Origin of the sequence: Bradyrhizobium sp. (assembly GCF_027307225.1) — a bacterium.
GTDB lineage: Bacteria > Pseudomonadota > Alphaproteobacteria > Rhizobiales > Xanthobacteraceae > Bradyrhizobium.
In genome coordinates this window covers 1-25,082 of the sequence record NZ_DAHUXJ010000014.1, presented here as the reverse complement: position 1 = coordinate 25,082, position 25,082 = coordinate 1, and the positions used below count along the sequence as shown (strand labels likewise).

Annotated in this window: 28 protein-coding genes; 16 read left to right on the top strand and 12 right to left on the bottom strand. The window is 61.7% G+C overall.

Translation table 11 applies throughout. The features are described from left to right. Positions 1-3 precede the first annotated feature (3 nt). From M6D32_RS01975 to M6D32_RS01960, 4 genes are all read left to right on the top strand, one after another. Entirely contained in the window at positions 4-1,131 is a 1,128-nt protein-coding gene (locus M6D32_RS01975) for an acyl-CoA dehydrogenase family protein (protein ID WP_298252831.1), read from the top strand. Between the two features lie 129 nt (positions 1,132-1,260). Then, positions 1,261-2,508: an acyl-CoA dehydrogenase gene (locus M6D32_RS01970; protein WP_298252829.1), complete on the top strand. Its 1,248-nt coding sequence runs from the start codon at positions 1,261-1,263 to the stop codon at positions 2,506-2,508. Positions 2,509-2,638: 130 nt separating this feature from the next. Beyond that, the gene (locus tag M6D32_RS01965) at positions 2,639-3,883 is read left to right on the top strand and encodes an acyl-CoA dehydrogenase (protein ID WP_298252828.1); all 1,245 of its coding nucleotides are present in this window, start codon (positions 2,639-2,641) and stop codon (positions 3,881-3,883) included. Positions 3,884-3,886: 3 nt separating this feature from the next. After that, positions 3,887-4,588 carry a nitroreductase gene (locus M6D32_RS01960; protein WP_298252826.1) on the top strand — a complete coding sequence of 234 codons (702 nt, stop codon included), beginning with the start codon at positions 3,887-3,889 and terminating at the stop codon, positions 4,586-4,588. Positions 4,589-4,760: 172 nt separating this feature from the next. On the opposite strand, the gene M6D32_RS01955 is transcribed toward M6D32_RS01960, so the two are convergent. From M6D32_RS01955 to M6D32_RS01945, 3 genes are all read right to left on the bottom strand, one after another. Continuing rightward, entirely contained in the window at positions 4,761-5,540 is a 780-nt protein-coding gene (locus M6D32_RS01955) for an enoyl-CoA hydratase/isomerase family protein (RefSeq protein ID WP_298252824.1), read from the bottom strand. A gap of 115 nt (positions 5,541-5,655) precedes the next feature. Continuing rightward, positions 5,656-6,765, bottom strand: a complete 1,110-nt coding sequence (locus M6D32_RS01950) for a cyclic nucleotide-gated ion channel (protein ID WP_298252822.1) — start codon at positions 6,763-6,765, stop codon at positions 5,656-5,658. A gap of 17 nt (positions 6,766-6,782) precedes the next feature. Next, positions 6,783-8,180 (bottom strand): TAXI family TRAP transporter solute-binding subunit, encoded by a 1,398-nt coding sequence (locus tag M6D32_RS01945; protein WP_298252820.1) that lies wholly within the window; start codon positions 8,178-8,180, stop codon positions 6,783-6,785. A gap of 391 nt (positions 8,181-8,571) precedes the next feature. On the opposite strand from M6D32_RS01945, the gene M6D32_RS01940 reads away from it, so the two are divergent. Together M6D32_RS01940 and M6D32_RS01935 are read left to right on the top strand one after the other, a co-directional pair. Further along, positions 8,572-8,925, top strand: a complete 354-nt coding sequence (locus M6D32_RS01940) for a DUF3307 domain-containing protein (protein ID WP_298252880.1) — start codon at positions 8,572-8,574, stop codon at positions 8,923-8,925. 129 nt (positions 8,926-9,054) lie between these two features. Beyond that, complete coding sequence (locus tag M6D32_RS01935) at positions 9,055-9,447, top strand: hypothetical protein (protein ID WP_298252818.1); 393 nt, start codon at positions 9,055-9,057, stop codon at positions 9,445-9,447. Positions 9,448-9,463: 16 nt separating this feature from the next. On the opposite strand, the gene M6D32_RS01930 is transcribed toward M6D32_RS01935, so the two are convergent. Both M6D32_RS01930 and M6D32_RS01925 read right to left on the bottom strand, forming a co-directional pair. Beyond that, positions 9,464-9,796, bottom strand: a complete 333-nt coding sequence (locus tag M6D32_RS01930; RefSeq protein WP_298252816.1) for a YkgJ family cysteine cluster protein — start codon at positions 9,794-9,796, stop codon at positions 9,464-9,466. Positions 9,797-9,831: 35 nt separating this feature from the next. Next, positions 9,832-10,530 (bottom strand): YafY family protein, encoded by a 699-nt coding sequence (locus M6D32_RS01925; protein WP_298252814.1) that lies wholly within the window; start codon positions 10,528-10,530, stop codon positions 9,832-9,834. 223 nt (positions 10,531-10,753) lie between these two features. On the opposite strand from M6D32_RS01925, the gene M6D32_RS01920 reads away from it, so the two are divergent. After that, positions 10,754-11,482, top strand: coding sequence for a glutathione S-transferase family protein (locus M6D32_RS01920; RefSeq protein WP_298252812.1), 729 nt, complete (start codon positions 10,754-10,756; stop codon positions 11,480-11,482). A gap of 149 nt (positions 11,483-11,631) precedes the next feature. Here M6D32_RS01920 and M6D32_RS01915 read toward each other — a convergent pair whose 3' ends face one another. After that, a complete protein-coding gene (locus M6D32_RS01915) occupies positions 11,632-12,258 on the bottom strand; it encodes a pyridoxamine 5'-phosphate oxidase family protein (RefSeq protein ID WP_298252810.1) in 627 nt (208 codons plus the stop codon). A 105-nt stretch (positions 12,259-12,363) separates the two neighbouring features. Between M6D32_RS01915 and M6D32_RS01910 the strand changes: the two genes are divergently transcribed. Next, entirely contained in the window at positions 12,364-13,257 is an 894-nt protein-coding gene (locus tag M6D32_RS01910) for a LysR family transcriptional regulator (RefSeq protein WP_298252808.1), read from the top strand. Here M6D32_RS01910 and M6D32_RS01905 read toward each other — a convergent pair. From M6D32_RS01905 to M6D32_RS01885, 5 genes are all read right to left on the bottom strand, one after another. Continuing rightward, positions 13,254-13,673 carry a PaaI family thioesterase gene (locus tag M6D32_RS01905; RefSeq protein ID WP_298252806.1) on the bottom strand — a complete coding sequence of 140 codons (420 nt, stop codon included), beginning with the start codon at positions 13,671-13,673 and terminating at the stop codon, positions 13,254-13,256. The two genes, M6D32_RS01910 and M6D32_RS01905, sit on opposite strands and share 4 nt — an antisense overlap. 162 nt (positions 13,674-13,835) lie before the next feature. Further along, the gene (locus M6D32_RS01900) at positions 13,836-14,438 is read right to left on the bottom strand and encodes a glutathione S-transferase family protein (RefSeq protein WP_298252804.1); all 603 of its coding nucleotides are present in this window, start codon (positions 14,436-14,438) and stop codon (positions 13,836-13,838) included. Between the two features lie 83 nt (positions 14,439-14,521). Next, complete coding sequence (locus M6D32_RS01895; protein WP_298252802.1) at positions 14,522-15,034, bottom strand: SRPBCC domain-containing protein; 513 nt, start codon at positions 15,032-15,034, stop codon at positions 14,522-14,524. Continuing rightward, a complete protein-coding gene (locus M6D32_RS01890) occupies positions 15,034-15,390 on the bottom strand; it encodes a metalloregulator ArsR/SmtB family transcription factor (protein ID WP_298252800.1) in 357 nt (118 codons plus the stop codon). The genes M6D32_RS01895 and M6D32_RS01890 overlap by 1 nt, the downstream gene beginning before the upstream one ends. Positions 15,391-15,488: 98 nt before the next feature. Next, complete coding sequence (locus M6D32_RS01885; protein ID WP_298252799.1) at positions 15,489-16,070, bottom strand: glutathione S-transferase family protein; 582 nt, start codon at positions 16,068-16,070, stop codon at positions 15,489-15,491. A 100-nt stretch (positions 16,071-16,170) separates the two neighbouring features. On the opposite strand from M6D32_RS01885, the gene M6D32_RS01880 reads away from it, so the two are divergent. Then, on the top strand, positions 16,171-16,563 hold the full coding sequence (locus M6D32_RS01880; protein ID WP_298252797.1) for a DUF6632 domain-containing protein: 393 nt from the start codon (positions 16,171-16,173) through the stop codon (positions 16,561-16,563). On the opposite strand, the gene pobA is transcribed toward M6D32_RS01880, so the two are convergent. Next, positions 16,560-17,729, bottom strand: a complete 1,170-nt coding sequence (gene pobA / locus M6D32_RS01875) for a 4-hydroxybenzoate 3-monooxygenase (RefSeq protein WP_298252795.1) — start codon at positions 17,727-17,729, stop codon at positions 16,560-16,562. The two genes, M6D32_RS01880 and pobA, sit on opposite strands and share 4 nt — an antisense overlap. 418 nt (positions 17,730-18,147) lie before the next feature. Between pobA and M6D32_RS01870 the strand changes: the two genes are divergently transcribed. The 7 genes from M6D32_RS01870 to M6D32_RS01840 all read left to right on the top strand — a co-directional run bounded on the left by M6D32_RS01870 (position 18,148) and on the right by M6D32_RS01840 (position 24,967). After that, positions 18,148-19,164, top strand: coding sequence for a TRAP transporter substrate-binding protein (locus M6D32_RS01870; RefSeq protein WP_298252793.1), 1,017 nt, complete (start codon positions 18,148-18,150; stop codon positions 19,162-19,164). 202 nt (positions 19,165-19,366) lie between these two features. Beyond that, the gene (locus M6D32_RS01865) at positions 19,367-19,876 is read left to right on the top strand and encodes a TRAP transporter small permease (RefSeq protein ID WP_298252791.1); all 510 of its coding nucleotides are present in this window, start codon (positions 19,367-19,369) and stop codon (positions 19,874-19,876) included. A gap of 7 nt (positions 19,877-19,883) precedes the next feature. Continuing rightward, positions 19,884-21,197 (top strand): TRAP transporter large permease, encoded by a 1,314-nt coding sequence (locus tag M6D32_RS01860; RefSeq protein ID WP_298252790.1) that lies wholly within the window; start codon positions 19,884-19,886, stop codon positions 21,195-21,197. Between the two features lie 75 nt (positions 21,198-21,272). Beyond that, positions 21,273-21,734 (top strand): DUF3237 domain-containing protein, encoded by a 462-nt coding sequence (locus tag M6D32_RS01855; protein ID WP_298252788.1) that lies wholly within the window; start codon positions 21,273-21,275, stop codon positions 21,732-21,734. A 127-nt stretch (positions 21,735-21,861) separates the two neighbouring features. Next, positions 21,862-23,760, top strand: a complete 1,899-nt coding sequence (locus M6D32_RS01850) for a feruloyl-CoA synthase (protein WP_298252786.1) — start codon at positions 21,862-21,864, stop codon at positions 23,758-23,760. A gap of 26 nt (positions 23,761-23,786) precedes the next feature. Continuing rightward, complete coding sequence (locus M6D32_RS01845; RefSeq protein ID WP_298252784.1) at positions 23,787-24,548, top strand: SDR family NAD(P)-dependent oxidoreductase; 762 nt, start codon at positions 23,787-23,789, stop codon at positions 24,546-24,548. Further along, positions 24,548-24,967 carry a thioesterase family protein gene (locus M6D32_RS01840; protein WP_298252879.1) on the top strand — a complete coding sequence of 140 codons (420 nt, stop codon included), beginning with the start codon at positions 24,548-24,550 and terminating at the stop codon, positions 24,965-24,967. The genes M6D32_RS01845 and M6D32_RS01840 overlap by 1 nt, the downstream gene beginning before the upstream one ends. The last annotated feature ends 115 nt before the right edge of the window (positions 24,968-25,082 follow it).

Below are 25,082 nucleotides of genomic sequence, written 5' to 3'. Positions count from 1 at the left end.
GGGATGAATTTCGATTTTTCCGACGACCAGAAGCAGCTGCGCGACACCGCGCGGAAATTTCTCGCCGAAAAATGCCCGCCCAAGGCGGTGCGCGGCGTCATCGACGGCAAGTCGCCGTATGACCGGGAGTTGTGGAAGGGGCTCGCCGAGATGGGCTTTCTTGGCGTTGCGATCCCGGAAAGCTATGGCGGCACGGGCGCCGGCCATCTGGAGCTTTGCGTGATCGCCGAAGAAATGGGCCGGGCGCTGGCGCCGGTGCCGTTTTCCTCGACCGTCTATCTCGCCGCCGAAGCGCTCCTGCTTGCGGGCAGCGAGGCGCAGAGGCAGAAGTGGCTGCCGCTGATTGCCTCCGGCGAAGCGATCGGAACGCTCGCCCTGTTCGAGGGCAAGGGCAATCCGTCGGCGCAATCGATCAAGCTTGCCGCCTCCAACGGAGTTCTCGACGGCGTCAAGAAGCCTGTCGCCGACGGGGCGATTGCCGATTTCGCGATCGTTGCCGCGCGCACCGGTTCGAGCGGCCGCGAGACCGACATCTCGCTGTTTCTGGTCGACATGAAGGCCGGCGGAGTCGAGGCCAAGGCACTCGGAAATATCGATCCGTCGCACGGCCAGGCCGAAATTAGCTTCAAGAAGTGCAGGGCGGAGCCGCTGGGGTCGGCCGGTGAGGGCTGGAGCGTTATCTCGCAGGTGCTGGATCGGGCTGCGGTGTTGCTCGCTTTTGAACAGGTCGGCGGCGCCGACCGTGCGCTCGAGATGGGACGCGACTACGCGCTCGACCGTATCGCGTTCGGCCGGCCGATCGGCTCGTTCCAGGCGATCAAGCACATGCTCGCCGACATGTATGTCTCCGCGACGCTGGCGCGTTCCAACTGCTACTACGGCGCCTGGGCGCTTTCGACCAATGCCGGCGAATTGCCGGAAGCCGCCGCGGCCGCGCGCATCAGCGCGACGCAGGCGTTCCAGCATTGCGCGAAGAACAATATTCAGGTTCACGGCGGCATGGGGTTCACCTGGGAGTTCGACTGCCACCTCTATTACCGGCGCGCGAATGCGACCGCGCTGTCGTTGGGCTCGCTGTCGTACTGGGAAGACGCGCTGATCGACCGCATGCGCAAGCGGAATGCAGCTTGAGGATCGTGTCCCGGACTCGGCGCAGCGTTCACGCTGCTCCGCGAGAAGCCGGGATCCATGTGGACCCCGGATCAGTAGCGCACCGCACGCGCTGAGCTGCGTCCGGGGAACGTAAGGAAAGAGCACGGCATGAATTTCGACGATACCCAGCAGGAAGCTGCCTTTCGCGCTGAAGCGAAAGCCTGGATCGCGGCGAACGCGCCCAAACAATATGAAGAGGAATTGAAACGGTCTTCACTTGGGCGCACGGTGCTCAAGGGCGCCAACATTCTCGATGTCGCGAAAGCGTGGCAGAAGAAGAAGGCCGACGCTGGCTGGGCCTGTTTGCACTGGCCGAAAGAATATGGCGGCCGCGGAGCTTCGCCGATCGAACGCGTGATCTGGCAGCAGGAGGAGGGTGCTTTCGGCAAGCTCTCCTTCACCTTCATCATCGGCCACGGCATGTGTGGTCCCACCATGATGGCCTATGCGGGCGAAGAGCATAAGCGGCGGTATTTGCCGCCGCTCGCTTCCGGCGAGGACATCTGGTGCCAGTTGTTCTCCGAACCCGCCGGCGGCTCCGATGTCGCGGGCTTGCGCACGCGCGCCGAGAAGCGTGGCGACGAGTGGGTCATCAACGGCCAGAAGATCTGGACCTCGGGCGCACATTATTCCGACTACGGAATCCTTTTGACGCGCACCGATCCCAATGTCCCCAAGCACAAGGGGCTCACCATGTTCTTCCTGAGCATGAAGAGCCCCGGCATCGAGATCAGGCCGATCAAGCAGGCCAACGGCAATTCCGACTTCAATGAAGTCTATTTCACCGATGTGAAAATTCCCGACTCGCAGCGGCTCGGCGCCGTCAACGACGGCTGGAACGTGTCGCTGACCACGCTGATGAACGAGCGCATGTCGATCGGCGCCGGCATTGCGACCGGCTTTCCGGAGCTGTTCGAATTCTGCAGCAATTTGATGCTCGAAGAGGGCCCAGCGATCGAGGATCGCAGCGTCCGTGCCAAACTCGCTCATTGGGCAGTGCGCGCCAGCGGACTGAAATATACCAACATGCGTGCGATCTCGGCTCTATCGAGAGGCGAGCGGCCGGGACCGGAGAACTCGATCGGCAAGCTCGTCGCGGGCTCGATGATCCAGGATATCTCGGCCTACGCGCTCGACTTGCAGGGCGCCGTAGGCGTGCTTTCCAGCCCCGAGGAAGCCGAAGCGGCCGGCAAGTTCCAGGCCATGCTGATGCGGGCACCGGGCACGCGTATCGAAGGCGGCACCGACGAGATCATGCGCAACATCATTGCCGAGCGCGTGCTGGGCCTGCCGGGCGATATCCGCGTCGACAAGGACGTTCCGTTCAACCAGATCCCGACCAAGGGGCGATCTTGACTCTCATCCTGAGGAGCCGTGAAGCGGCGTCTCGAAGGATGAGGCCAGAAAAGCGGGCCTCATGGTTCGAGACGGCGCAAGCGCCTCCTCACCATGAGGAGAGATAGCCGGACATGAGAAGGGAAGCGCGATGAATTTCGATGACACCCCGCAAGAGGCCGCCTTCCGCGCAGAAGCGCGAGCCTGGATCGATGCGAATGCGCCCAAGGAATTCGAGGCCGAGCTTTCGAAGGCTTCGCTCGGCCGCATCCGCCTGCAGAAGCAGGACATCGTCGAGGTCGCGAAGGCCTGGCAAAAGAAGAAAGCCGAAGCCGGCTGGGTGTGCCTCAACTGGCCAAAGGAATATGGCGGCCGCGGCGCGTCTGCCGTCGAGCGCGTGATCTGGCAGCAGGAAGAGGGAATCTACTTCAAGCTCACAAGCCCGTTCCAGATCGGCGAAGGCATGTGCGGGCCGACGCTGATGGCGTTTGGCAGCGAGGCCGACAAGCGGCGTTATCTGCCGAAAATCGCTTCCGGCGAGGAAATCTGGTGCCAGCTGTTTTCCGAGCCCGCCGGCGGGTCCGACGTCGCGGGCCTACGCACCCGCGCCGAGCGCGACGGCGATCACTGGATCATCAACGGCCAGAAGATCTGGACGTCGGGCGCGCATTATGCCGATTACGGCCTGCTCATCACCCGCAGCGATCCGACGGTCCCGAAGCACAAGGGGCTCACCATGTTCTTCATCGACATGAAGAGCCCCGCCGTCGAGGTCCGGCCGATCAAACAGGCCAACGGCATGCAGGAATTCAACGAGGTGTTTTTCACAAACTTGCGCATTCCGGATTCGCAGCGGCTCGGCGCCGTCGGCGACGGCTGGAACGTGTCGCTGACGACGCTGATGAACGAACGGATGTCGATCGGCGCGCGGCTCGCCACCGGCTTCAACGAGATCTTCGATTTCTGCTGCAACTTGATGATCGAAGACGGCCTTGCGATCGACGACCGCGCCACCCGCTCAAAACTCGCTTCGTGGGCGGTCAAGAACAGCGGCCTCAAATATACCAGCATGCGTACGATTTCGGCGCTCTCCAGAGGCGAGCGGCCGGGGCCGGAAAATTCGATCGGCAAGCTGGTGTCGGGCGCGATGCTGCAGGACATCGCGACTTATGCGATGGACCTGCAAGGCGCCAGCGGCATGCTGACCGATCCTGAAACGGCGGAAGCTGCCGGCCAGTTCCAGGCCATGCTGCTGTCCTCGCCCTCGATTCGGATCGCCGGCGGCACCGACGAGATCCTGCGCAACATCATCGCCGAACGCGTGCTGGGGTTGCCCGGCGACATCCGCGTCGACAAGGATGTGCCGTTCAACAAAATCCCGACCAAGGGACGATAAAGCATGTCAACTGTTGCCGGTAAACGCAGCGCCGAGGAACGTATCGGGCTTCTCCAGGAATTGCTGGACGAGCGATTTTCCTGCCGCGCGTTCAAGCCCGATCCGGTGCCTCGCCCGATCGTCGAGCGGGTGCTGAAAGTGGCGCAGCGCACGGCGTCCTGGTGCAACAGCCAGCCCTGGCAGGTCGTGATCGCCAGCGGCGAGGCCAAGGAAAGGTTTCGCAAGGCAATTTATGCGGCCGCGAGTTCCGGCAAGGATGACGGCGATTTTCCGTTTCCACGGGAATATCGCGGCGTTTATCTGGAGCGGCGGCGCGAGAGCGGTTTCCAGCTTTACAACACGCTCGGCATCCCGCGCGGTGACAGGACGGCTTACGCAAAACAGGCGCTGGAAAATTTCAATTTCTTCGGCGCGCCGCATGTTGCGATCATCCACAGCGATGAGGCGCTTGGCGTCTACGGCGCGATCGATTGCGGCGCTTATGTCGGCAACTTCATGCTGGCGGCGCAGGCGCTTGGTCTCGGCACGATTCCGCAGGCCGCATTGGCGCATCAGTCGGGCCTGATCCGGCGTCACTTCAAGCTTGGCGACGACCGGCGGGTGGTTTGCGGCATATCGTTCGGCTTTGCCGATCGCGACCACCGCATCAACAGCTACCGCACCTCGCGGGCGAGCGTAGCGGAGGCGGCCGCGTTTGTGGATTAGAGAATCTGGTTTGAGGCAGAAGTGGCGTTTCCCGGATGCTGCGCGGCGCGCCGCTCTTCGCGGCGTGATGTGCTGCTGATCCGGGGTCCATGGGTTAGCAATTTTTGGTCCCGGATCTGCGGATGCAACGCTACGCGCTGCACCGCGTCCGGGACACCACTTTGTGGATGTCTTAAAACTTCGGCGGCCGCTTTTCGGCAAACGCCTTGATGCCTTCCTTGATCTCTTCGCCGCGCATGCTGTCGCGAGCCCGCCGGTCGGCAGCCTCTTCATCGAGCTTGCCGCGTGAAATCTCGTGCATGGTCTGCTTCATGCCGCGCATCGCGATCGGCGCGTTTCCGGCGAGAATGGTAGCCAGCCGATCGACCTCTTCGTCAAGCGCTTCGGCCGGCACGACGGAGGTGAGATAGCCGATGCGGAGCATCTCCGGCGCGCCGATTTTCTCTGCGGTCAGAAACAGCCGCTTGGCGTTGTCGAGCCCGAGCCGCGTCACATAGCGGGCGATCCCGCTCTTGTAGTAGTGCAGGCCGAGCCTTGCTGCCGGCATGAACATTTCGCAGGTGTCGACGCCAATGCGGAAATCGCAGGCAAGCGCAAGGTCGGTCGAACCGCCATAAACTCCGCCGTTGAGGCGGCAGACCGTCGGGATGCCGATGTCTTCAAGCCGGTTGACGACGACTTCAAAGGCGGAGCCCGCGCTCCTCTGTTCGACGTCGCTGACGGCGCGCTCGGAAACCGAATTGAGGTCGTATCCGGCGCTGAAGGCGCGGCCGGTGCCGGTGAGCACGAGCACGCGGGTGGCAGGATCGGCCTCAACCTCGGCGAACTGCTTCAGCAACACGTCGAGGTCTTCGGCCTGCAGGCGGTTGAGATGCTTCGGCCGGTTCAGCCGGATCGTGGCGCGAGCGCCTTGCCGTTCGAGCACGGGTGGACTTGCGTCGTTTTCCGACATTCTTTTCTCCGTTATGTCTTGAGCATGATCTCCGCGCAAACGTATTCTACGTTTGTCGCGAGGAAAACCGCCTTCCACTTTGCGCTGGCGCGGCCCTCTGGGTCCGGATCATGCTTTATTTATTTTCCAGTGCGCGCCGCCTGGCTTCGGCGTCGATCGTCTCGGCCAGATCCGGATGGCGAGCCATCAGCAGGCGAAAGTCGACAAGGTCGAGCACCAGAAGACGCGTCACCCGCGTTGTCGTGATATCGGCCGAGCGCAGATTGTTGCCCAACAGCGCCATTTCACCAAAGAAGGCACCTTCGCCAAGCACGACTTTCTTGCCCGGCAAATCGACCTCGACCTCACCGCTGGCGATGAAATACATGCAGTCGCCGGCATGGCCCTTGCGGATGATAGTGGTGCGCGCCGGCAGATCGATGGTTCGCAGCAGCTGCGTGACGTCGGCGATTGCGGCCGGGCCGAGCGAGGCGAAGAACGGCACCTTGCTCACGGCTTCCCAGCTGCGCAGAAAATTGTCGCGCCGCGTCTCCGCGGCAAAGCCGGTCGCAAGGATGCCGGTCCATAGCCCGAACACGCCGAGACCGCAGATCATGACGCCCGCCGCGACCAGCCGGCCGAGCGGGGTGAGTGGCACCACATCGCCGTAGCCGGTGGTGGTCAGGGTCGCCACCGCCCACCACAAGGCCGCCGGAATGCTGCCGAAGCTTGAGGGCTGGAGCTCGTGCTCAAGGAAGAATTCCGCCACCGCGGCCATGAACAGGACCGTCAGGAAAAGCACGAGCACGCTCAACAGAGGTCCGGATTCCACGACCAGCACCCGGCGCAATTGCCGCAAGCCGCGAGTGCCGGGAATGACCTTGAGCACCCAGAACATGCCGAGCAGCCAAGCCGATCTGGAACCGACGCCGGCCGCCAGCGCAATGGGTACTGCCAGTGCGGAGGCGGCATCCACGATGCCGCGGAACGAGACGATATAGGCCGCCCTGCGGCCGGTGCCGGCGGCATGGCGGAGCCTGATCAGCCATTCGAACACGAAAAAGACGAGGCACGCCCACAAAAGCGCGCCGATGACCTCGTGCATGGCCGCATAGACCGGATCGACCGTCAGCAGCACCATCATCACGACGCCGCAGGTCACCGCGACATAGGCGGATCTGGTCATGTTGCGGCCGGTCGTGGCGGTCGCAAACTCGGAGAGGGGAAACCCAGGCGGTTGGGACATCGGGGGCCGGGCCGTCTTTACGCACTTTGCGCGGTCTTGACGACCACCACATTGTCGTCATGGCCACTTTGCCGCTTCAGGCTCTCGCGCCGCATGCCGATTTCGTCACGCACGAATTCATAGCCAAGCTTGAACGTATCGAGCCCGTCGCTGGAGATCGTGCCGTCGCGCAGTCCGATCACGGCGCCTCGTAGCACGCTTTCGAGTTCGTCCTGCAGTCCGTCGAGCGCCTCGATGGTCTGCACATCGGCGATCCGCTCGCCGATGTCGAGGATCGCGGTGGCGAGTTCGCTTGCCTTTTCCGGGGCCACCCGGGTGACTTTGGTGTAGAGCGCGGCAAACAGCGAGCCGATCACGCCGAGCGCGGCCACGCCGATATAAAGCAGGTCGCTGTAGCGCTCCAGGAACGACTTGGAGGTGTCGTTGATATATTCGGCCACGCCTTGATGGGCCGCGACAAAAGCGCTCTTGTCGACATCAGCCGGTTCGATCTTTGAGGCGAAGCCGTCGTCGAGCACGAGTTCCGCCTTGTTCTCATAGATCGTGCGCGCCAGCTCGCCTGCGGTATTCGCAGGGATCGCGGCCTGGCCGACCAGCAGCCATTGCAGCCCGACGGTGTCGAGGTCGTCGTCGGGAATCTGCGGCGTCGATGACAATAGCCCCGTGGCCAGCGTTTCCTCCGACATGCCGGGATAGCGGCGGCTCAACGCCGTCGCTTCGTCGATCGCGTTCACCGTGAAGGGAGCGCGTCGCGCAGATTGCTCGAAGCTCTTGTCCCTGACGATGGCGGAGGCGTGATCGACCGCGATCACGGCGCTGTAGCCACCCGACGAGAGAAGTCTGTCGATCGTCGAATTCGGCGGTGCCAGTTGCAGCCGCGCACTGGCATCCGCGTTTGCCGGGATTTCGAGCACATTGCGGACAAAGGCGAGGTTATTGCCGCGCGTCAGCAGCGCGATTTTCCTTTTCTTCAGTTCAGCCAGCGATTTGATCTTCTTGTTACCCGGGCTGATCAGCATCAGCACGTCGTGTTCCAGGATCGCGAACGATCGGGCGCGCGGCGGGACCTTGGCATCAGTCCGCAACACGGCGAGGTCCGCCAGCTTGTGATCGAACTGGGTAATAGCTTTGGCGTTGTCGATGTTGGGAATGATCCTGAGATGAAACCGCGAGGACGCCGCCTTGAGCATCGCTGCAAGCTTGACCGCGAAGCGGGCCTCCGGCCCGTTGGCCTCGCCAACTGCGAACGTCAGCGTTTCGGAATTGCGCAGCCAGATGCGGCCGCCCCAAACGGTTGCAAGGCTAAGCAACAGTGTCAGCACGGCGAACAGGATCACCTGCTTGCCGTTGCTGTTGAGAAATGACGGGCGTGAACGCCGCTTGCCCGGGGATGGTGTTGGGACTCCAGCACTCATGGCCCATATCCGCAACCTGCAGGCGCGCTCGCAGCAACAGCCACGGCAGAAATCGCCCGAACTCGGTCATAACTGCCTAAAAAAGAACGATAATTTTATAGGCTCACATGATATCCGCTGGTTTGCGGATTGCAAACGCTGCGCCACCGGCCGCCCACCGGTAACCTTACCGGGCACGGCGCGTCCGCCACACTCTGTGTTTTTCCAAGGCGGTGATGGTGCATTCTGCACCCGGAGATGTCATAAAAAGGGAACCCGGCCGATTTGGCGGGCAAAGAAGAAGTAGCGCTGAAGCCTTCCAGAGACCACTCCGTCATTTTCGCCTGAGGGCTTCCGCTTGTCGTTTCCCCCCATGTCCGCATCGGTTCCGGTAGGTGCGCTGATTGGTTGGATGGTGCTTCTGACCGTCAAGCACGTCATCGCCGACTTCGTGCTGCAAACGTCCTGGATGGCGATCGGCAAGGATCAGAAGACCGGCTGGTTTCTTCCGCTGCTCGCCCATTGCGGCGTGCACTTTGCGGTCATCCTGGCGCTCATTCTCGTCGTCGCGCCCCGGTTCTGGTTCGTGGCCGTGATCGATTTTGTCATTCATTTCGCGGTCGATCGTTGCAAGGGGCTGGTGTCCTCGCGACTGGGCGTCACGCAGGAGAATCAGCACCCCTGGTTCTGGACCTTGATCGGCGTGGACCAGGCCCTCCACCATCTGACCGATTTCGGCCTGTCGATCTTTATGGCCGGCCACTGATTCGGGCGCGCCGGGCTGGTTCAGCTTAAACATGTGCTGTCAATCAAGTTCCCCGTGGCACTACTGGCTGCCGTGGTTAACCTTTCGTTAGAGAGTCGCATTGCATCCTCGACGCCGGGGGTTATGCAAATGTTCGAGAACGACTTTTGCCCGGTCCAGGACGAACTGCTTGGCCAGATGTATCGCGCGAGCGAACATGGCCTGCCGCAGTTGGTGGCCAGTGTCTCGCCCGAGGTCCGGGCCATGCTGGCGCTGTTCTGCTATCGCAAGAGCCATCTTTATTCCCTGGCGATGACCATAGCGGCAAGCTGCAGCGAGCATGAACTGGTTCAGGCTGGCGGCCGCGTCGGTTCGACGCTTTACGCCTTGTCGCGCGAGCCTGCCGCGCGGACCTCGCCGGTATCGGTGAGCGGTCGCAAGCCGATCACGCTCTCGACAAAGCCGCTCACGCAGCTTGCGCCGATCGACGACGAACCCGACGACGCGGACTTCGCCGAATTCGCCAGGGCCGTCACGGCCTGATCGCCACGTCCCTCGCTCAAGGGCAGGGGTCCGCCAACACTGGCAATCCCCATTTCCGGCGCGCCGTGCCGCATTCGGAATCGCCCGGCATGCAGGTGCGGCACACCTCCGGCCGAATCTCATAGATCGTGCAGGAGGTCGCAACGCCGATCCGTCCCGATAGTGCGGAGCAGCGATCTCCGTCACAGCGCATGCCGGACCCTCTTTCGTTGACGAAGCTTGGCGGAATGAGATCGAGCGCGGCGTCTTCTTCGATCGTAAAGCGCGGCCAGTTTTGCGAATACGCACAGCAGGCGCCGCAAGACTGGCACGGGCTTTCGGGTTTTGAGGTCTGATGGCCTACTTCCATGGCTAGCGGTCCGATTCTAACATTCGCATCCATGATCAGACATCGCTCGGCGCTTCCCAGACCAGGCTGCGCCGCCATTTGGCCCGTAGCAGATCGCGCCGCTCGGGGTATCTTTCCTCAAGATACACCGCGTCGATGACTCGGTCGGTCCGGAAACTGCGAAAGTCGCGGCGCAGTTCGCACCAGGCGGCGAGCAGCCGCACCGCTTCCAGATAGCCGATCGCGATCGGCCAGATGGTGCGCTCGCTGTCGCGCCCGTGCTCGTCGCGGTAGTGCAGTGTGATCTTCCGTCCCTCATGGATCTGAGTGCGCGTCTTCACCATGTCGATGCGGTCGGGCTCCTTGCGCCAGCTTGGACGGGCGTGGCTCGTCGGTTCGAGTACGAAAGGCCGCAAACGCTCCGGCACCGTCTCCGCGATCTTCGCGATCAGGTCGGCAGCTGCGCGCGACAGTGTTTCGTCGGCGTGGCTTGCGACCCACTGCGCGCCCAGCACCGCGGCCTCGATCTCGTCGGGCGTCAGCATCAAGGGCGGCAGGTCGAATCCCTTTTCCAGGATGTAGCCCATCCCGGCCTCGCCGCGGATCGGCACGCGCTGCTCCATCAGGGTCGCAATGTCGCGATAGATCGTGCGCTTGGAGGTTTCCAGTTCAGCCGCGATCGCATCCGCCGTCAGCGGCTTGCGGGTGCGCCGGAGCACCTGAATGATCTGAAACAGACGGTCGGCACGTCGCATGGGAAGGCTCGTAATTTATTCGAGGAAGGCCGTTGGATGCTGACACCATGTTGGCAGCAGCTGGCAAGTATAACGGGACAACACTCAAATCGAGAGGGGTTTGTCCCATGATCATACTTTACGGCCTCGACCTCTGGGCGACGGTTTCACCGCTGCTGACACCACGGTGGCAGCAGGGCGTGGCTAGCCTTAAGCGGCTTCTCAGGGAAAAGGGAGTGATCCATTGATCACGGTCTATGGCTTTGGCGCCGGCTTTGGCCTGCCGGAAATCAGCCCTTTCGTGACCAAGACCGAGGTTCAGCTCAAAATGGCGGGCCTCGACTATCACAAGGAAAAGGCGAGGCCAACGGCGTCGCCGAAGGGGCAGTTGCCCTATATCCAGGACGACGCCGAGGCGATCGCCGATTCCACCTTTATCCGGGCGCATATCGAGGCCGAATACGGCTTCGATTTCGACGCCCCACTGAATCTGCAGCAGCGCGCACAGGCTTGGGCGTTCGAACGCATGATCGAGCACCATCTGTACTGGGCGCTGGTTGGCGCGCGTTGGACCAATCCTGAGAATTTCGCCAAGGGGCCCTCGCACTTCTTCGATGGTGCGCCGGCGCATATGCGCGAGAGACTGCGCGAGGACGCCCAATTTCGCGTGGCGGAGAATTACCTGATCAGCGGCCTTGGCCGTCACGCGCCTGACGAGGATATCGATCTCGCCATCCGTTCGTTGCTCGCGCTGTCGGTCCAGCTTGGCGACAAGCCTTACCTGATGGGCAATACGCCGTGCGGAGCCGACGCCACGGCATTTGCTGTCGTTGCGGGAATACTCACCCCGTTCTTCGAGTCTCCTTTGCGTGAACGCACACAGCAATTCGGCAATCTTATTGCCTATGTGGACCGCATGATGAGCCAATATTATCCCGACTTCGCCTGGAGACCGCTTTGCGAGGCGGCATGAATCTGGGACCGGCGTTTCAGTCGTCCCTGCGAAAGCAGGGACCCATACGCCGCGGCCTAACACATAGCGTCGCGGTGGTTGACATCGACCCAAACAGGCGTCGGTGGTTATGGATCCCCGCGTTCCGCGGGGACGACCCTCCTGATCGACTAGTTGGATCGCTCGGAGACCGGCGCTTTCTTCAACGCCGCGACCTCCGCCTCCAGTTCCGCAATCCGCGCATCGCGCGCGGCCAGAGCCGCGGCGACGTCCGCCGCATCGAATTTCTGCGGGATGTGCTGCGGGCAATTGGTGTCCCAGGCCGATATCCGAAACAGGATCACCTGTTCGGGCCGCGCCCTGTAACCCTTCGGCATCAGCGACTGCAGAAGCGCCGGGTCGTCCTCGACGATCTTCGCCTCGCCCCAGAGCTTCACCCGTCGGCGGTGGGCATAGTCCATCACGAACATATAGGCCCTGGGATTTTCCGAGAGATTGCCTTGCGTGATGAATTGCCGGTTGCCGGCATAGTCGGCAAAGGCGAGCGTGTTCTTGTCGAGAATTTTGATGAACCCCTTTGGCCCGCCGCGATGCTGGATGTAGGGCTGGCCGTCGGCCGAGGCGGTTGCGAAATAGAAGCTATCGGTCTGGCGAAGGAATGCCGCCAGGTTTTCATCGATTTCGGTGCGCCAGTCGCCACGCTCCGCGTAAGCCTGCCGCGAACCCTTGCGGGACTGAACGGCTTTCACCGCCGGCGTGAACGCGACGTCGCTCGAAACGGCTTGAAGCTCTGACATCGGAAACCTCCGTCTCCGGTTCCATCCACGCAAAATGGAGGCTTTTTCGCTCCAAAACAATTGGCGCGATTGACACCAGATCATTGCGGATTATGAAATAATGCCATGGATCGCATTGACGCCATGCAAGCCTTTCTCGCGGTCGCGGACCTCGAAGGCTTTGCGCCCGCCGCCCGGAAGCTCGGGCTGTCGCCTTCCGGCGTGACACGGCTGATCGCCGCGCTGGAGGAGCGTCTGGGCGCGCGGTTGTTGCAGCGGACCACGCGGTCGGTCGCCTTGACCGATGCCGGGCAGCGTTATCTCGCGCGCGCCCGACGAATTCTCGCCGATGTCGAGGAGGCCGAGGCCTCGATCCAGGATGAGCGGACCCGGCCGAGCGGGCGCCTCGTGGTGTCCGCGCCGATCGGTTTCGGGCGGCTCCATGTGAGCCCGGTGATGTCCGAATACCTCAAGCGCTACGCGGAGGTGTCCGGCGAACTGCGGTTGACCGATCGGATGATCAATCTGATCGAAGATGGCGTCGACCTTGCGGTGCGGATCGGCCATCTCGCCGATTCGAGCCTGGTGGCGCGCCATGTCGGCGAGATGCGGCGCATCGTGGTTGCCTCGCCCGGCTATCTCAAAGCCCACGGCGAGCCGAAGACGCCCGAGGCGATCGCATCTCACCAGACCATCCAGTTCGGCGCCACCACGGCGTCGCCCGATCTGCGCTTCCAGCGCGACGGCAAGGAGATTCGCATCGCACCCGTTCCTCGCTTGATGACCAACAGCGCGGACGCGGCGATCCAATATGCCGTTCAAGGCGGCGGCCTGACGCGGGTATTGGCCTATCAGGCCGCGGATGCGATCAAGCGTGGTCGTCTCAAGGTCGTGCTGGCGAAATTCGAGCAGCCGCCGCTGCCCATCCATGTCGTCTATCCGACTTCGCGGCTGTTATCGGCGAAGGTGCGCGCCTTCATCGATCTTGTGGTCGAGGCCACGGACTGGCATTTCGGCTAAGCGTCTTTCTTTACCACGCGGAACGTTGCGTTCGCCCGCGCGATCACGGCATCGTCGGCTCTGACCAGACATTGCGCGAAGCAGATCGTACCGCCGGTGCGGATGACCTCGCTTTCGACCGCGAGCCATTGACCGATCCCGGCGGAGCCGGTGAAATCGACCGCAAGCGAAATCGTCACGAAAGAAGAACGCCAGCCTGTCGCCTGCGCGCAACTATAGCCCATGCCTCCATCGGCCAGAGCCGCAATCAGTCCGCCATGGATCAATCCGCGCGAATTCGTGTGCGGCGTTGCCAGCCGCAATCCCATGATCACGGCCTTGTCCGTTTTCCGGGAATAAATCGGCTCCCAGGTATCGGTCAGCGGGCTTTTGCGAAAATGCGGCTCGAAGCCTTCAGGGATGTCCAACGATGTCATGGGCGGCTCTTGCTTTGATGAGCCGTCATTGAGACGAGTGCGCGGCGAAAATCACCGCCTACAAAGTTTAAAACAGAAATATTCACGCGCAACTCGATCGGATCAACGCCTGATGACGATAGGCGAACATTGCGACAGCCTGTCGGCGTCCTTGACTTGGAACTAGCGCCCCCCCAATGCGCGTTTGCAGGCCGGGCGATCCTCAAGGCGCTCGCAATAGGCCCGCAAGGTCGCAGGCATTTCCTGGCCAACGCCTCGGGTCCATATCCGTAGCGCGGTTGCGATGGAGATGTCGGCCAGCGTAAGCGAACTTCCCACAAGGAAATCGCGATCGCCGAGTTCGTCACGCAGGTGATCAATGGTTCCCTTGAGCCGAGACTCGATCCCGAGCGCCGACCAATTGCGTTTTTGGTCGCTCGGCGCACCAAAACGTACCGCAAGGAGCGGTGTCATCAGAGATGACAACGTAGCCTCTCCCAACAGGGTGAATTGAAGAACCTTGGCGTAGCGCCCATTGTCGGCCAACGGCAAAGCATCAGTCGGTCCATATTTCTGTGCGACGTAAAGCATCATGGCGATCGATTCGCCCATCGAAACCTGGCCATCTTGCAAAAAAGGCACGGTGCCGAACGGGTTGAGGGCTCGATAGTCGTTATCCGGCGGGAAACTGACGGGTGTCACTGCGTAAGCGAGGTCCATTTCCTCACATAACCACGCCACCCGAAGTCCACGCGCGCCGTGAGGAAAATCATGGATTTTGATCATCGGTTATTGCCTTAGTACCGGCGGTGTGAGGGCCAGCGCCGTAACCATGAATCCGGCCGCGACTGCGTCGGAGAGCGAAGTCTTCACGAACGCACCGCCTTGCCTTGCGCGGTAAACAGTGCGTCGAGTTTGCGCAACTGGCCTTCGTGTCCCGCTCGCGCGCGTTCCGTCCAAACGTCATCATGCATGGCGTCGAAGGCGAGCGTCACCTGCACGCCGCCTGACGTTGCCCGGAATTCGACGACCGTAGCAACTTCATACGGCGTCACGCCCGGCACGAAATCAGTCAGGGTTATGTAAGCCAGCCGGCGCGGAGGCGAGACCTCGACATAGGTCACTTTGCATACCGTCGTCAGCGGCATGCCTGCCTGCTTCATGAAAGCCACCTGTTCGGGTCCCACCGCGGTCATCCGATAAGCGAGTTCGCCTCCAGCGCGCAGGTCCAGCGCGGTAACGTCTACCTCGAAGCCCTCGGGACCCCACCAAGATTCGATCCCCGCCTTTGTGGTCCAAAGCGTCCAGGCTTCATCGATAGAGGCGGCGTATTCACGCTGGATCGAAAACTGGGCGCGTGCCGTACCGGTTGTCGCGGCCATCATGATTTCTCCCGAGAGCTTTCCTTTGGGCGAGCGCGGCCTTTTTCGAGGGCCGCACCAAATCGGTCGAGCCTCGCCTCCCAATGGCGTCGATACCCCGCTACCCAAGCCTCGATTTGATCGAAGCCGTCCTTTCGCAACGAGTAGAGTCGCCTCTGTCCGTCGCGGCGCGCTTGCACGATCCCGGCCTCAGTCAAAATGCGCAAGTGTCGCGAGACGCCCGACTGACAGATGTCCATGCGTCCGACGATTTCGCCGACGGCGCATTCGCGAGACTTCATGGCCTCGAGGATGCGCAGGCGGGCAGGATCAGCAAGCGGGCATCGTCCGGCGTGGGGCGGCTTACATTCTTCCAATCGTGTTTTCGATGAACCGCCCTTGAAGACCGGGCGAGCGGCGAAAAATCACCGCCTACAAAGTTTCAAACAGTATTTACGCGCGCGTTTTGAACAGCTCACGGCGGCAAGTCATAGCCGACCGCGCTCTCCGCCTCGATCGTCCGCTGCACGGCGGGCCGCGCCATCATGCGTTCGTAGAGCGCGTCGAGGTTCGGAAACGTGCCGCGCTCCAGCTTGAGCGCGTGAAACAGTCGCCAGTACAGGCGAAACAGATGAATGTCGGCGATCGAATAGCGGTCGCCAAGCACCCAGCCGCTTCCGAGCAGCCGGTCCGCGAGGCCGTAGACTTCGCGGGCATGATCGATCCCGCGCTGACGCGCCGGGTGCAGCGTGGATGCGATGAACGACATCCAGGAAACGACGCGGGCCTCGGCTTCGATATCGCCGTGCGGCAACAGGGCGGCTTCCGGAAAACGCCGGGCCAGATAAAACAGGATTCCGGCAACTTCGACCAGCGGCCGTCCATCGACCAGGAGCGTCGGTACCTTGCCGGCAGGATTGATCTTCAGAAATTCCGGCGATCGCGTCTCGTTGCGTCTCAACGATAGCGGCTTCGCCTCAAATGTGGTCCCAATCTCGTGAAGCGCGATATGGGCCGCCATCGAGCTTGAGCCGGGCGAGAAATAAAGCGTGAGCATCATCCAATTCCGCGACTGACCGGTGACCTTGTCTCTGCTATCGTAGCGTATGGCAAATCGGAGAACTTCGGGAAGTTAAGGCAGTAGAGGAGAGGGAAATATGTCGAACGACACTCAGATTTTCTATCTTCGAATCGCCTTGATCGTGGTCGGTCTGATTTTTATCCTTGGGATCTATCCGCTGACGATTTTGTGGCCGTCGGGCTGGGCATGGGGGCACGAGCATTCGCATTACGCCATGATGATTGTCGGCGTCTATGCGACGCTCGGCGTGTTCCTGCTAATCGCCTCGCGCGATCCGCTTGGCAGCCGCAGCCTGATCTGGTTCACCGTTTGGTCGAGCGTCGTGCATGGCGCAATTATGGCCGTCGAGTCGATCCAGGATCCGATGGAATACGGCCATTTGATTGGCGACGTGCCGGCGCTGTTGGTGGTTGCGATCGTACTGGCGATGCTGATGCCGCGGTCGAAGATGGCAACCGCAAGCGCTTAGAACGGCAGCCCGACGTAGTTTTCCGCCAGCGACGCGGCGGCCGCTTTCGAGTTCACGACATAGTCGAGCTCGGCAAGCTGAATCCGCGCGCCGAAAGCGCCGTTGTCGGGGAATTTGTGCAGCATCGAGGTCATCCACCACGAGAAGCGCACCGCCTTCCACACCCGCGACAACGCTTTCGCCGAATAGGCGTCGATGCCGGCGGACGATTTCTCGTCGTAATATTCGCGGAACGCCTGCGCCAGATAATGTGCGTCCGACGCCGCTAGATTAAGTCCCTTGGCCCCGGTCGGTGGCACGATGTGAGCGGCATCGCCCGCCAAAAACATTCGCCCGAAGCGCATCGGCTCGGCGACGAAGCTGCGCAAGGGGGCGATGCTCTTTTCGATCGAGGGCCCGGTGATGAGCATGTCGGCGGCCTTCTGATCGACGCGTCTTTTCAGTTCGTCCCAGAACCGGTCGTCCGGCCACTGGTCGATGTGATCGTCCAGCGGGCATTGCACGTAATAGCGGCTGCGCTTGGTCGATCGCATGGTGCAGAGCGCAAATCCGCGCGCGTGGTTGGAATAGATCAGCTCATGGCTGACCGGCGGGGTGTTCGACAGAATGCCGAGCCAGCCGAACGGGTACACCCGCTCGAACGTCTCGATCGCTTGCGGCTTGACGCTGGCGCGGCTGACGCCATGAAAGCCGTCGCAGCCGGCGATGAAGTCGTAATCGATTTCATGCGTGACGCCGTCCTTGACGTAGGAGACGCGGGGATGGTCGGTGTCGAAATCGATCGGCGTGACGTGGTCGGCTTCGTAGACGCTGGTCAGCCCAGCCGCGCGCCGCGCGTTCATCAGATCCAGCGTCACTTCGGTCTGGCCGTAGATCATCACCGTTCTGCCGGTGGGGCCATGGAGATCGATGCGGTGGCGCTCCCCGCCGAAGGCGAGTTCGATGCCCTCGTGCACCAGCCCATCGTGGTGCGCGCGTCCGCCAGCGCCGACCTCGTCGAGCAGCGAGACGGTGCCTTCCTCAAGCAGGCCGGCGCGAATGCGCCCCAACACGTATTCGCCCGTGTGACGCTCCAGGATCACATTGTCGATACCGTAGATGTGCAGCAACTGTCCGAGCAAGAGACCCGCAGGCCCCGCGCCAATGATCGCGACTTTGGTCCGCAATCTTTCCCTCCCCGATAGTATTAGTTTGCGACGGTGGTCGACGCTGGTAGTTATATCATATAACGGTTTTGGGAAAGCGGCTGGCAACTAGTGCGGCGAATTTGAAGTTCCTATCTGGATTGCTGCAAGTTCGTCATAGGAACTTCAAATTCAAAGCCGCACTAGAATCAACAAGTTGCTAGAGCTCCTTTGATTCCGAAGTTCGCATCGGAGGTCACCGCGATGGTTTGCGAACTTCGGAATCGGAGCTCTAGTTCAATCGGATGGTGTGCGGGGGCGTCTGGAAGAGATTCGGTTCGCATATCGCACGGAATTTTTGGATGCCGACGGTTCGTGTTGAAACGACAACCAAATCTTCTATAACATGTTAAATAAAAAGAGCGGGCCGAAGCCTGTCTTTGCCCAAAGGGAGTGATCGATGAAAAAGGCCTTGCTCGCGGCGCTGCTGGCTGCGCTCGCCTCGCCCGCGATGGCGCAGGAAAAAACCTTCGACCTGAAGATCTCGCACTGGGTGCCGGCATCGCATCCGCTGCAAAAGTCGCTGGAAGATTGGGGCGCCGCGGTCGAGAAGGCCTCCGGCGGCACCATCAAGTCGCACGTCTATCCAGCACAGCAGCTGGGCAAGGCTTTCGACCATTACGACATGGCGCGCGACGGCATCGCCGACGTCACCTACGTCAATCCTGGCTACCAGCCCGGCCGTTTCCCGATCATCGCCGCCGGCGAATTGCCCTTCCTGATGTCGGCTGCCAAGGGTGGCTCGATGGGGCTCGACGCCTGGTACCGCAAATATGCGCCGAAGGAGATGGGCGACGTCAAGTTCTGCCTAGCCTTCATCCATTCGCCTTCCTCCTTTCATTCCCGCACCAAGAAGATCGTCGTGCCTGAGGACATCAAGGGCATGAAGATCCGCCCCGCGGATGCGACGATCGCGAATTTCGTGACCTTGCTTGGCGGCACCAATGTGCAAGCTTCCGCGCCTGAAGTGCGCGACATCATCGAGCGCGGCGTCGCGGATGCGGTCACCTTCCCGTGGGGATCACTGGTGCTGTTCGGCATCGACAAGGTGACGAAGTTCCAGATGGACGCGCCGCTCTATGTCACCACCTTCGTTCTCGTGATGAACAAGGACAAATACAACGAGATGTCGGACCGCCAGAAGAAGGCGATCGACGACAACTGCAATACGGAGGCGGCCGGCCGCGTCGGCGGCCCCTGGGGCGAATTCGAAGACGCAGGGCTCGGCAAGGTGAAGGCCGAGCCCGGCCAGGACGTCTATTCGCTGACACCGGAGCAGACCGCGCAGTGGAAGAAGGCCGCCGAACCGCTGGTCAAGACCTGGGCCGATAATGTCCGGAGGAAGGGCGTCGATCCCGATGCGGCGCTTTCGGAACTGAAAGCCTCTCTCGCCAAGTACAACGCCCTGACGCCGTAGCGACTAGTGGTCCGATTCTAACATTTGCATCCCGTCGCGGTGGGTGCATTTGCAAATGTTAGAATCCAAGGACCACTAGCAAACCAAAAATCTCCAGTGGAGTTCCGGATTTGACATTCGCATTTCGAGTGCTCGGCTACCGGATAGCGAATGTCAAATCCACGCCACTGGTTCGCCATCTCGCGCATCGCTGGAGCGATAGATGACGCGCCATTTCATGGATCGCTTCATCGACACGATCGAATGGATCGCGGCCGGCTTTGTCGGCCTCGTCGCGATCGACATCTTCGCATCGGTGCTGCTGCGTAACCTGTTCAACTATTCGATCCCGGACTCGTTCGATATCGGCCGCATGCTGCTCGGCATCCTTATCTTCTGGGGCATTGCCGCGACCAGCTATCGCGGCACCCACATCACCGTCGATCTCGTCTGGGGCAACGTCAGCCCGAGACATCAGCGCTGGGTCGACGTGTTCGCGACGCTGGTGCTGCTGTTCGTGGTGACGGTGCAAACCTGGACGCTGTTCGACAAGGTGCACGGCACCTATCGGGATCATGTCGAGACCTTCGACCTGCACATGCCGACCTGGCCGTTCTTCGCGGTGGCCTGGATCGGCGACGTGTCCGCGGTGCTTCTGATCGCGATCCGTACCTACCGGCTTGTCTTCCACCCCGAAGACATGCACGACCCCAAGCTCAAGAGCACGGAGTAAGCGCGGCATGAGCACCGATGCCGCCGCCATCCTCGGATTCGCCGCGCTGTTTGTGCTGATGCTGTTGCGCGTGCCGGTCGGCATGGCGATGGGCCTCGTCGGCGTCTCCGGCTTCGGTTACCTCGTCGGTGGCACGCCGGCGCTAAAGCTTGTCGGCCAGACCGCGATGCGCACGGTGACCGACTACACCTTCGGCGTTATCCCCATGTTCCTCCTGATGGGAACGTTCGTCAGCCATTCCGGCATGAGCCGCGACCTGTTCCGCGCCGCCAACGGCTTTGTCGGTCATTTGCGCGGCGGTCTCGGCATTGCGACGATCGCGGCCTGTGGCGGCTTTGCCGCGATCTGCGGCTCGTCGGTTGCGACCGCCGCGACGTTCTCGGCCGTGGCCTATCCGGAGATGCGCCGCTTCGGCTATCCGCAGTCCTTTGCCACCGGCGTGATTGCGGCCGGCGGCACGTTGGGGGCGATGCTGCCACCGTCGACCGTGCTCGCCGTCTACGGCATCATCACCGAACAGGACATCGGCAAGCTGTTCATGGCCGGCATTATTCCCGGCCTGCTCGCGATGACGATGTATATGGTCACGATCACCCTGATCGGCTATCTGCGCCCAGGCTTCCTGCCGACCGGCACGCAATTGTCCCGGCGCGAGACCTTGCTTGCGCTGAAGGATATCTGGGCGCCGGTGCTGCTGTTTGTTTTTGTCATCGGCGGCCTCTATGGCCTGCCGTTTCTGCCGCGCTTTACGCCGACCGAAGCCGGCGGCGTCGGCGCGACCGGCGCGTTCCTGATCGGCATCTTCACCGGCCGGCTCGACAAGGAGAAGGTGCTGGCTTCGCTGTTGCAGGCGACGCGAACGGCAGCCGCCGTCTTCACGGTGCTGATCGGTGCCCTGCTGTTCGGCTATTTCCTGACGGTGACGCAGACACCGCAAAAGGTGACGGCGTTTCTCACCGGTCTCGGCCTCGGCAGCTACGGCGTGCTCGCCGTCATCATGCTGATGTACCTCGTGCTCGGCTGCCTGATGGATGCGATGGCGATGATCATCCTCACGGTGCCGATCATCTTTCCGGTCGTCTCGCAGCTTGGCTTTGATCCGATCTGGTTCGGCGTCATCATCGTGATGACGGTCGAACTCGGACTGATCCATCCGCCGGTCGGCATGAACGTCTTCGTCATCAAGAGCGTGGTCAAGGACGTCTCCTTCACCACGATCTTCAAAGGCGTGATTCCCTTTGTCGCCACCGATATCATCCGCCTGATTATTCTGATTGCGTTTCCGCTGCTGGCGACCTGGTTGCCGCAGCACATGAGATGATCTCATTCCTGAGGAGCATCGCTCCGGCGATGCGTCTCGAAGGATGGGTGGATAATGACGCATTGGAGTGGTTCGATGGAACCTGTGCTTGCGACCCGATATGCCTTCACCATTACCGCGCACATTGCCGGCGTCACATCGGCCGGCCAGCTCGGTTACGGCGAGCGCCGCATCATTCCGATCACGGGCGGCGACGTGCGGGGCAAGGACCTCAGCGGCAAGGTCCTGGGCTTTGGCGCGGACTTCCAGATCGTCCGCCCGGACTCCTCTATCGATCTGGAAGCGAAATACGCGATCGAGACCGACGACGGCGCAGTGATCTATGTCGAAAACCGTGGCATTCGTTGTGGCCCGAGTGAACTGATCGAGAGGCTCAATCGCGGCGAGGCGGTCGACCCGGCGCTGATCTATTTTCGTACGGTACCGCGGTTCGAAACCGGGGCTGCGAAATACCGCTGGCTGATGCAGAGCCTGTTCGTTGCCTCCGCCGCGCGCCACGCTTCGCGGGTCGTGATCGATGTGCATCAGGTGCTGTGAGCGCTGGCATCGGGCGCGCGTTCGCGCGGCCCGTTGGCGGCACCTCGGGATGAGGAATTCTCGTGAAATTATTGACTCCCGGCAAATTAGTTATAAAACATAACTATTCGGGAGGAGAGCACCGGACATGAGCGCGAAAGCCGACCTGTCCCTGCAGTCGAAGCGCAGCGTGTCGCCGCCTGGCGGCGGCTCGCATCCGTTGCGCCCGATTTCATTCGGCGATCCGGCCGTATCGGTCGATCGCCGCGCCGACGGCACGATCTATCTCAGGCCGAAGCAAGCGCTCACCGGTTATCCGGTGCGGCTCACTGATTCTCTGCACTATTGGGCTGAGGTCGCGCCGGATCGCGTCTTCATGGCGGAGCGTGATGCTGATAGCGGCTGGCGCACGCTCAGCTACGACGAATTGTTGACGCTCAGTCGCCATATCGCCTCCAGCTTGCTGGCGCGCGGCCTTTCGGCAGAGAAGCCGTTGCTGATCCTTTCCGGCAATTCGATCGACCATGCGCTGGTCTCGTTCGGCGCGCTCTATGCCGGTGTGCCGTTCTGTCCGGTCTCGCCGGCCTATTCGCTGATCTCGAAAGACTACGGCAAGCTTTCCTATCTGATGAAGCTGCTGACGCCGGGACTGGTCTTTGTCGATGACGCGGATCAGTTCGCTCCCGCGCTGAAAGCAAATGTCCCCGGCGAGGTCGAGATCGCCGCCTCCCGCGGCGCGCTAGTAGACCGTTCGATGACACGGCTGTCCGAATTGATCGCAACGCCGCTCGATCCCGGCCTCGATGCCGCGCATCAGGCGATCGGTCCCGACACCATCGCGAAATTCCTGCTGACGTCGGGCTCGACCGGCAATCCGAAGGCGGTCGTCAATACCCAGCGGATGCTGTGCGCCAACCAGGTGATGATCCGCGAGACCATGACCTTCCTGAAGGAAGAGCCGCCCGTCATCGTCGACTGGCTGCCATGGAATCACACCTTTGGCAGCAACCACAATACCGGGCTTGTGCTCGTCAACGGTGGCTCGATGTATCTCGACGCCGGCAAGCCGATGCCCGGCGGCATCGAAGAGACCGTGCGCAATCTCCGCGAGATTTCGCCGACAGTCTATTTCAACGTTCCAAAAGGTTACGAGTCGCTGCTGCCTTATTTGCGCGACGACGCGCATCTGCGTCACATGTTCTTCCACCGCCTGCAGTCGATGTTCTTCTCCGGCGCTGCGATGTCGCCGCATATCTGGAACGGCCTTGACGAATTGTCGGTCAGGGAGACCGGCTACCGCGTGCCGATGCTGACTGGCTTGGGGGCGACCGAGACCGCGCCGCTGTGCTTGCTCGCGACACCGCAGAGCAGCCGGTCCGGCCATATCGGCCTTCCCGTGCTCGGCAACGACGTCAAGCTGGTGCCGGTCAACGGCAAGCTCGATCTCCGCACCAGGGGACCGAACGTCACGCCCGGCTATTGGCGCGAGCCGAAGCTCACGGCCGCCGCCTTCGACGAAGAAGGGTTTTACAAATTCGGCGATGCCGCCAAGCCGGCAGTAGAGTGCGATTTTGCCGCCGGTCTCGATTTTGACGGCCGCATTGCCGAGGATTTCAAGCTTGCGAGCGGCACCTGGGTCAGCGTCGGTCCGCTGCGCGCCCGCTTTATCGCGGCCTGCGCGCCGCTGGTGCGCGATGTCGTCATCGCCGGCATCAACCGCGACGAAATTGCCGCGCTGGTGGTGCTCGATCCTGACGGTTGCCGCCAGATCAATCCGGCATTGCCGTCGAACGACATTTCCATCTGCGCGCATGATGGAGCGGTGCGTCACGCTTTCTGGCAGAAATTTGCCACGTTCCAGTCGGCAGCGACCGGCTCGTCGACGCGGGTGGCCCGGGCATTGCTGGTCGATACACCACTTTCGATCGATCGCGGCGAGGTTACCGACAAGGGATCGATCAACCAGCGTGCGGTGCTCGATCACCGCAACGCCCTGGTCGAGATGCTTTATTCATCTGAAGTGGCTGACGGCGTGATCACGCCTTAGGTGGAAAACGTGTTGAGGAGGACGGAATGCAGTTGAAGGACCAGGCCGCGATCGTTACCGGCGGCGCATCGGGATTGGGCGCGGCGACCGCGCGACGGCTTGCGAAGGAAGGTGCAAAGGTCGCGGTGTGCGACCTCAACACCAAGCTCGCCGAGACGGTCGCCAGGGAAATCGGCGGCGTGGCTATCACGTGCGACGTCGCCGAAACCGCCTCGGCGGAAGCGGCGGTAGCGGCCGCGGCGAAAGCCCATGGTCCGGCGCGGGTGTTGATCAACTGCGCCGGCATTGGCGTGGCCAAGCGGGTGGTCGGACGTGAGGGGCCGATGGCACTGGCTGACTTCGAGCGCGTCATCAAGGTGAATCTGATCGGCTCGTTCAACATGCTGCGGCTTGCGACCGCGGAAATGTCGAAGCTCGCGCCGCTGGCAAACGGCGAGCGCGGCGTAGTGGTCTCGACCGCCTCGGTCGCCGCCTATGACGGCCAGATCGGGCAATCCGCCTATTCGGCCTCCAAGGGCGGCATCGTTTCGATGACACTCCCCATCGCGCGCGAGCTGGCGCAATTCGGCATTCGCGTGCTCGCGATCGCGCCGGGCCTGTTCCTGACGCCGCTGCTCGCCATGCTGCCGCAGGAGGCGCAGGATTCGCTCGCTGCATCGATTCCGTTCCCGCGCCGCCTCGGCGATCCCGGCGAATTTGCCTCGCTCGTGATGCAGATGGTCGACAACCCCTACCTCAATGGTGAGGTGGTGCGGCTCGACGCCTCGCTGCGCATGGCGCCGAAATGATGTTCGTTCACCGGCGCGATGTGCAGATCCAGTGGGGCGATTGCGACCCCGCCAACATCGTCTATTACCCGCGCTATTTCGAGATGTTCGACGACTCGACCTCGATCCTGTTCGAGGCGGCCGGCTTTTCCAAGCAGGACATTGTCAAGAAGTACGGGCTGGTCGGCATCCCCATGGTGGATACCAGCGCGAAATTCTACATCGCCTCGACCCATGGCGACTGGATCACGATCGAGAGCCGGGTCGAAAGTGTCAAGCGTTCGAGTTTCGAGGTCACCCACAAGGTGTTCAAGGGCGAGCAGCTTGCGATCGAGGCGTTCGAGACGCGGGTCCTGGTTGGGCATCATCCCGAAGACCCCACCCGGCTGAAGTCGGCGCCGATGCCGGAGGAGATGGTCGTAAAATTCACGAAAGGATAGCTCGATCTGTCCGAGCGAAACGATAAGATAATAAAGCCAAGGGAGGGAATTGATGAACAAGATGCTTCTCACTGTCGTTGCGGCTGCCGCATTCGCGCTGCCGGCAGCGCCCAGC

Excerpts from the sequence above, each read along its gene's own strand:
- M6D32_RS01935 (WP_298252818.1), top strand. The coding sequence starts at position 9,055 with ATGTTCGAGAACGACTTTTGCCCGGTCCAGGACGAACTGCTTGGCCAG.
- M6D32_RS01855 (WP_298252788.1), top strand. The coding sequence starts at position 21,273 with ATGGAACCTGTGCTTGCGACCCGATATGCCTTCACCATTACCGCGCAC.
- M6D32_RS01900 (WP_298252804.1), bottom strand. The coding sequence starts at position 14,438 with ATGATCAAAATCCATGATTTTCCTCACGGCGCGCGTGGACTTCGGGTG.
- M6D32_RS01960 (WP_298252826.1), top strand. The coding sequence starts at position 3,887 with ATGTCAACTGTTGCCGGTAAACGCAGCGCCGAGGAACGTATCGGGCTT.
- M6D32_RS01895 (WP_298252802.1), bottom strand. The coding sequence starts at position 15,034 with ATGGCCGCGACAACCGGTACGGCACGCGCCCAGTTTTCGATCCAGCGT.
- M6D32_RS01950 (WP_298252822.1), bottom strand. The coding sequence starts at position 6,765 with ATGTCCCAACCGCCTGGGTTTCCCCTCTCCGAGTTTGCGACCGCCACG.
- M6D32_RS01840 (WP_298252879.1), top strand. The coding sequence starts at position 24,548 with ATGTTCGTTCACCGGCGCGATGTGCAGATCCAGTGGGGCGATTGCGAC.
- M6D32_RS01870 (WP_298252793.1), top strand. The coding sequence starts at position 18,148 with ATGAAAAAGGCCTTGCTCGCGGCGCTGCTGGCTGCGCTCGCCTCGCCC.
- M6D32_RS01880 (WP_298252797.1), top strand. The coding sequence starts at position 16,171 with ATGTCGAACGACACTCAGATTTTCTATCTTCGAATCGCCTTGATCGTG.
- M6D32_RS01925 (WP_298252814.1), bottom strand. The coding sequence starts at position 10,530 with ATGCGACGTGCCGACCGTCTGTTTCAGATCATTCAGGTGCTCCGGCGC.
- M6D32_RS01865 (WP_298252791.1), top strand. The coding sequence starts at position 19,367 with ATGACGCGCCATTTCATGGATCGCTTCATCGACACGATCGAATGGATC.
- M6D32_RS01945 (WP_298252820.1), bottom strand. The coding sequence starts at position 8,180 with ATGAGTGCTGGAGTCCCAACACCATCCCCGGGCAAGCGGCGTTCACGC.
- M6D32_RS01860 (WP_298252790.1), top strand. The coding sequence starts at position 19,884 with ATGAGCACCGATGCCGCCGCCATCCTCGGATTCGCCGCGCTGTTTGTG.
- M6D32_RS01965 (WP_298252828.1), top strand. The coding sequence starts at position 2,639 with ATGAATTTCGATGACACCCCGCAAGAGGCCGCCTTCCGCGCAGAAGCG.
- M6D32_RS01850 (WP_298252786.1), top strand. The coding sequence starts at position 21,862 with ATGAGCGCGAAAGCCGACCTGTCCCTGCAGTCGAAGCGCAGCGTGTCG.
- M6D32_RS01910 (WP_298252808.1), top strand. The coding sequence starts at position 12,364 with ATGGATCGCATTGACGCCATGCAAGCCTTTCTCGCGGTCGCGGACCTC.
- M6D32_RS01970 (WP_298252829.1), top strand. The coding sequence starts at position 1,261 with ATGAATTTCGACGATACCCAGCAGGAAGCTGCCTTTCGCGCTGAAGCG.
- M6D32_RS01845 (WP_298252784.1), top strand. The coding sequence starts at position 23,787 with ATGCAGTTGAAGGACCAGGCCGCGATCGTTACCGGCGGCGCATCGGGA.
- M6D32_RS01930 (WP_298252816.1), bottom strand. The coding sequence starts at position 9,796 with ATGGAAGTAGGCCATCAGACCTCAAAACCCGAAAGCCCGTGCCAGTCT.
- M6D32_RS01975 (WP_298252831.1), top strand. The coding sequence starts at position 4 with ATGAATTTCGATTTTTCCGACGACCAGAAGCAGCTGCGCGACACCGCG.
- M6D32_RS01905 (WP_298252806.1), bottom strand. The coding sequence starts at position 13,673 with ATGACATCGTTGGACATCCCTGAAGGCTTCGAGCCGCATTTTCGCAAA.
- M6D32_RS01940 (WP_298252880.1), top strand. The coding sequence starts at position 8,572 with ATGGTGCTTCTGACCGTCAAGCACGTCATCGCCGACTTCGTGCTGCAA.
- M6D32_RS01885 (WP_298252799.1), bottom strand. The coding sequence starts at position 16,070 with ATGCTCACGCTTTATTTCTCGCCCGGCTCAAGCTCGATGGCGGCCCAT.
- M6D32_RS01955 (WP_298252824.1), bottom strand. The coding sequence starts at position 5,540 with ATGTCGGAAAACGACGCAAGTCCACCCGTGCTCGAACGGCAAGGCGCT.
- M6D32_RS01915 (WP_298252810.1), bottom strand. The coding sequence starts at position 12,258 with ATGTCAGAGCTTCAAGCCGTTTCGAGCGACGTCGCGTTCACGCCGGCG.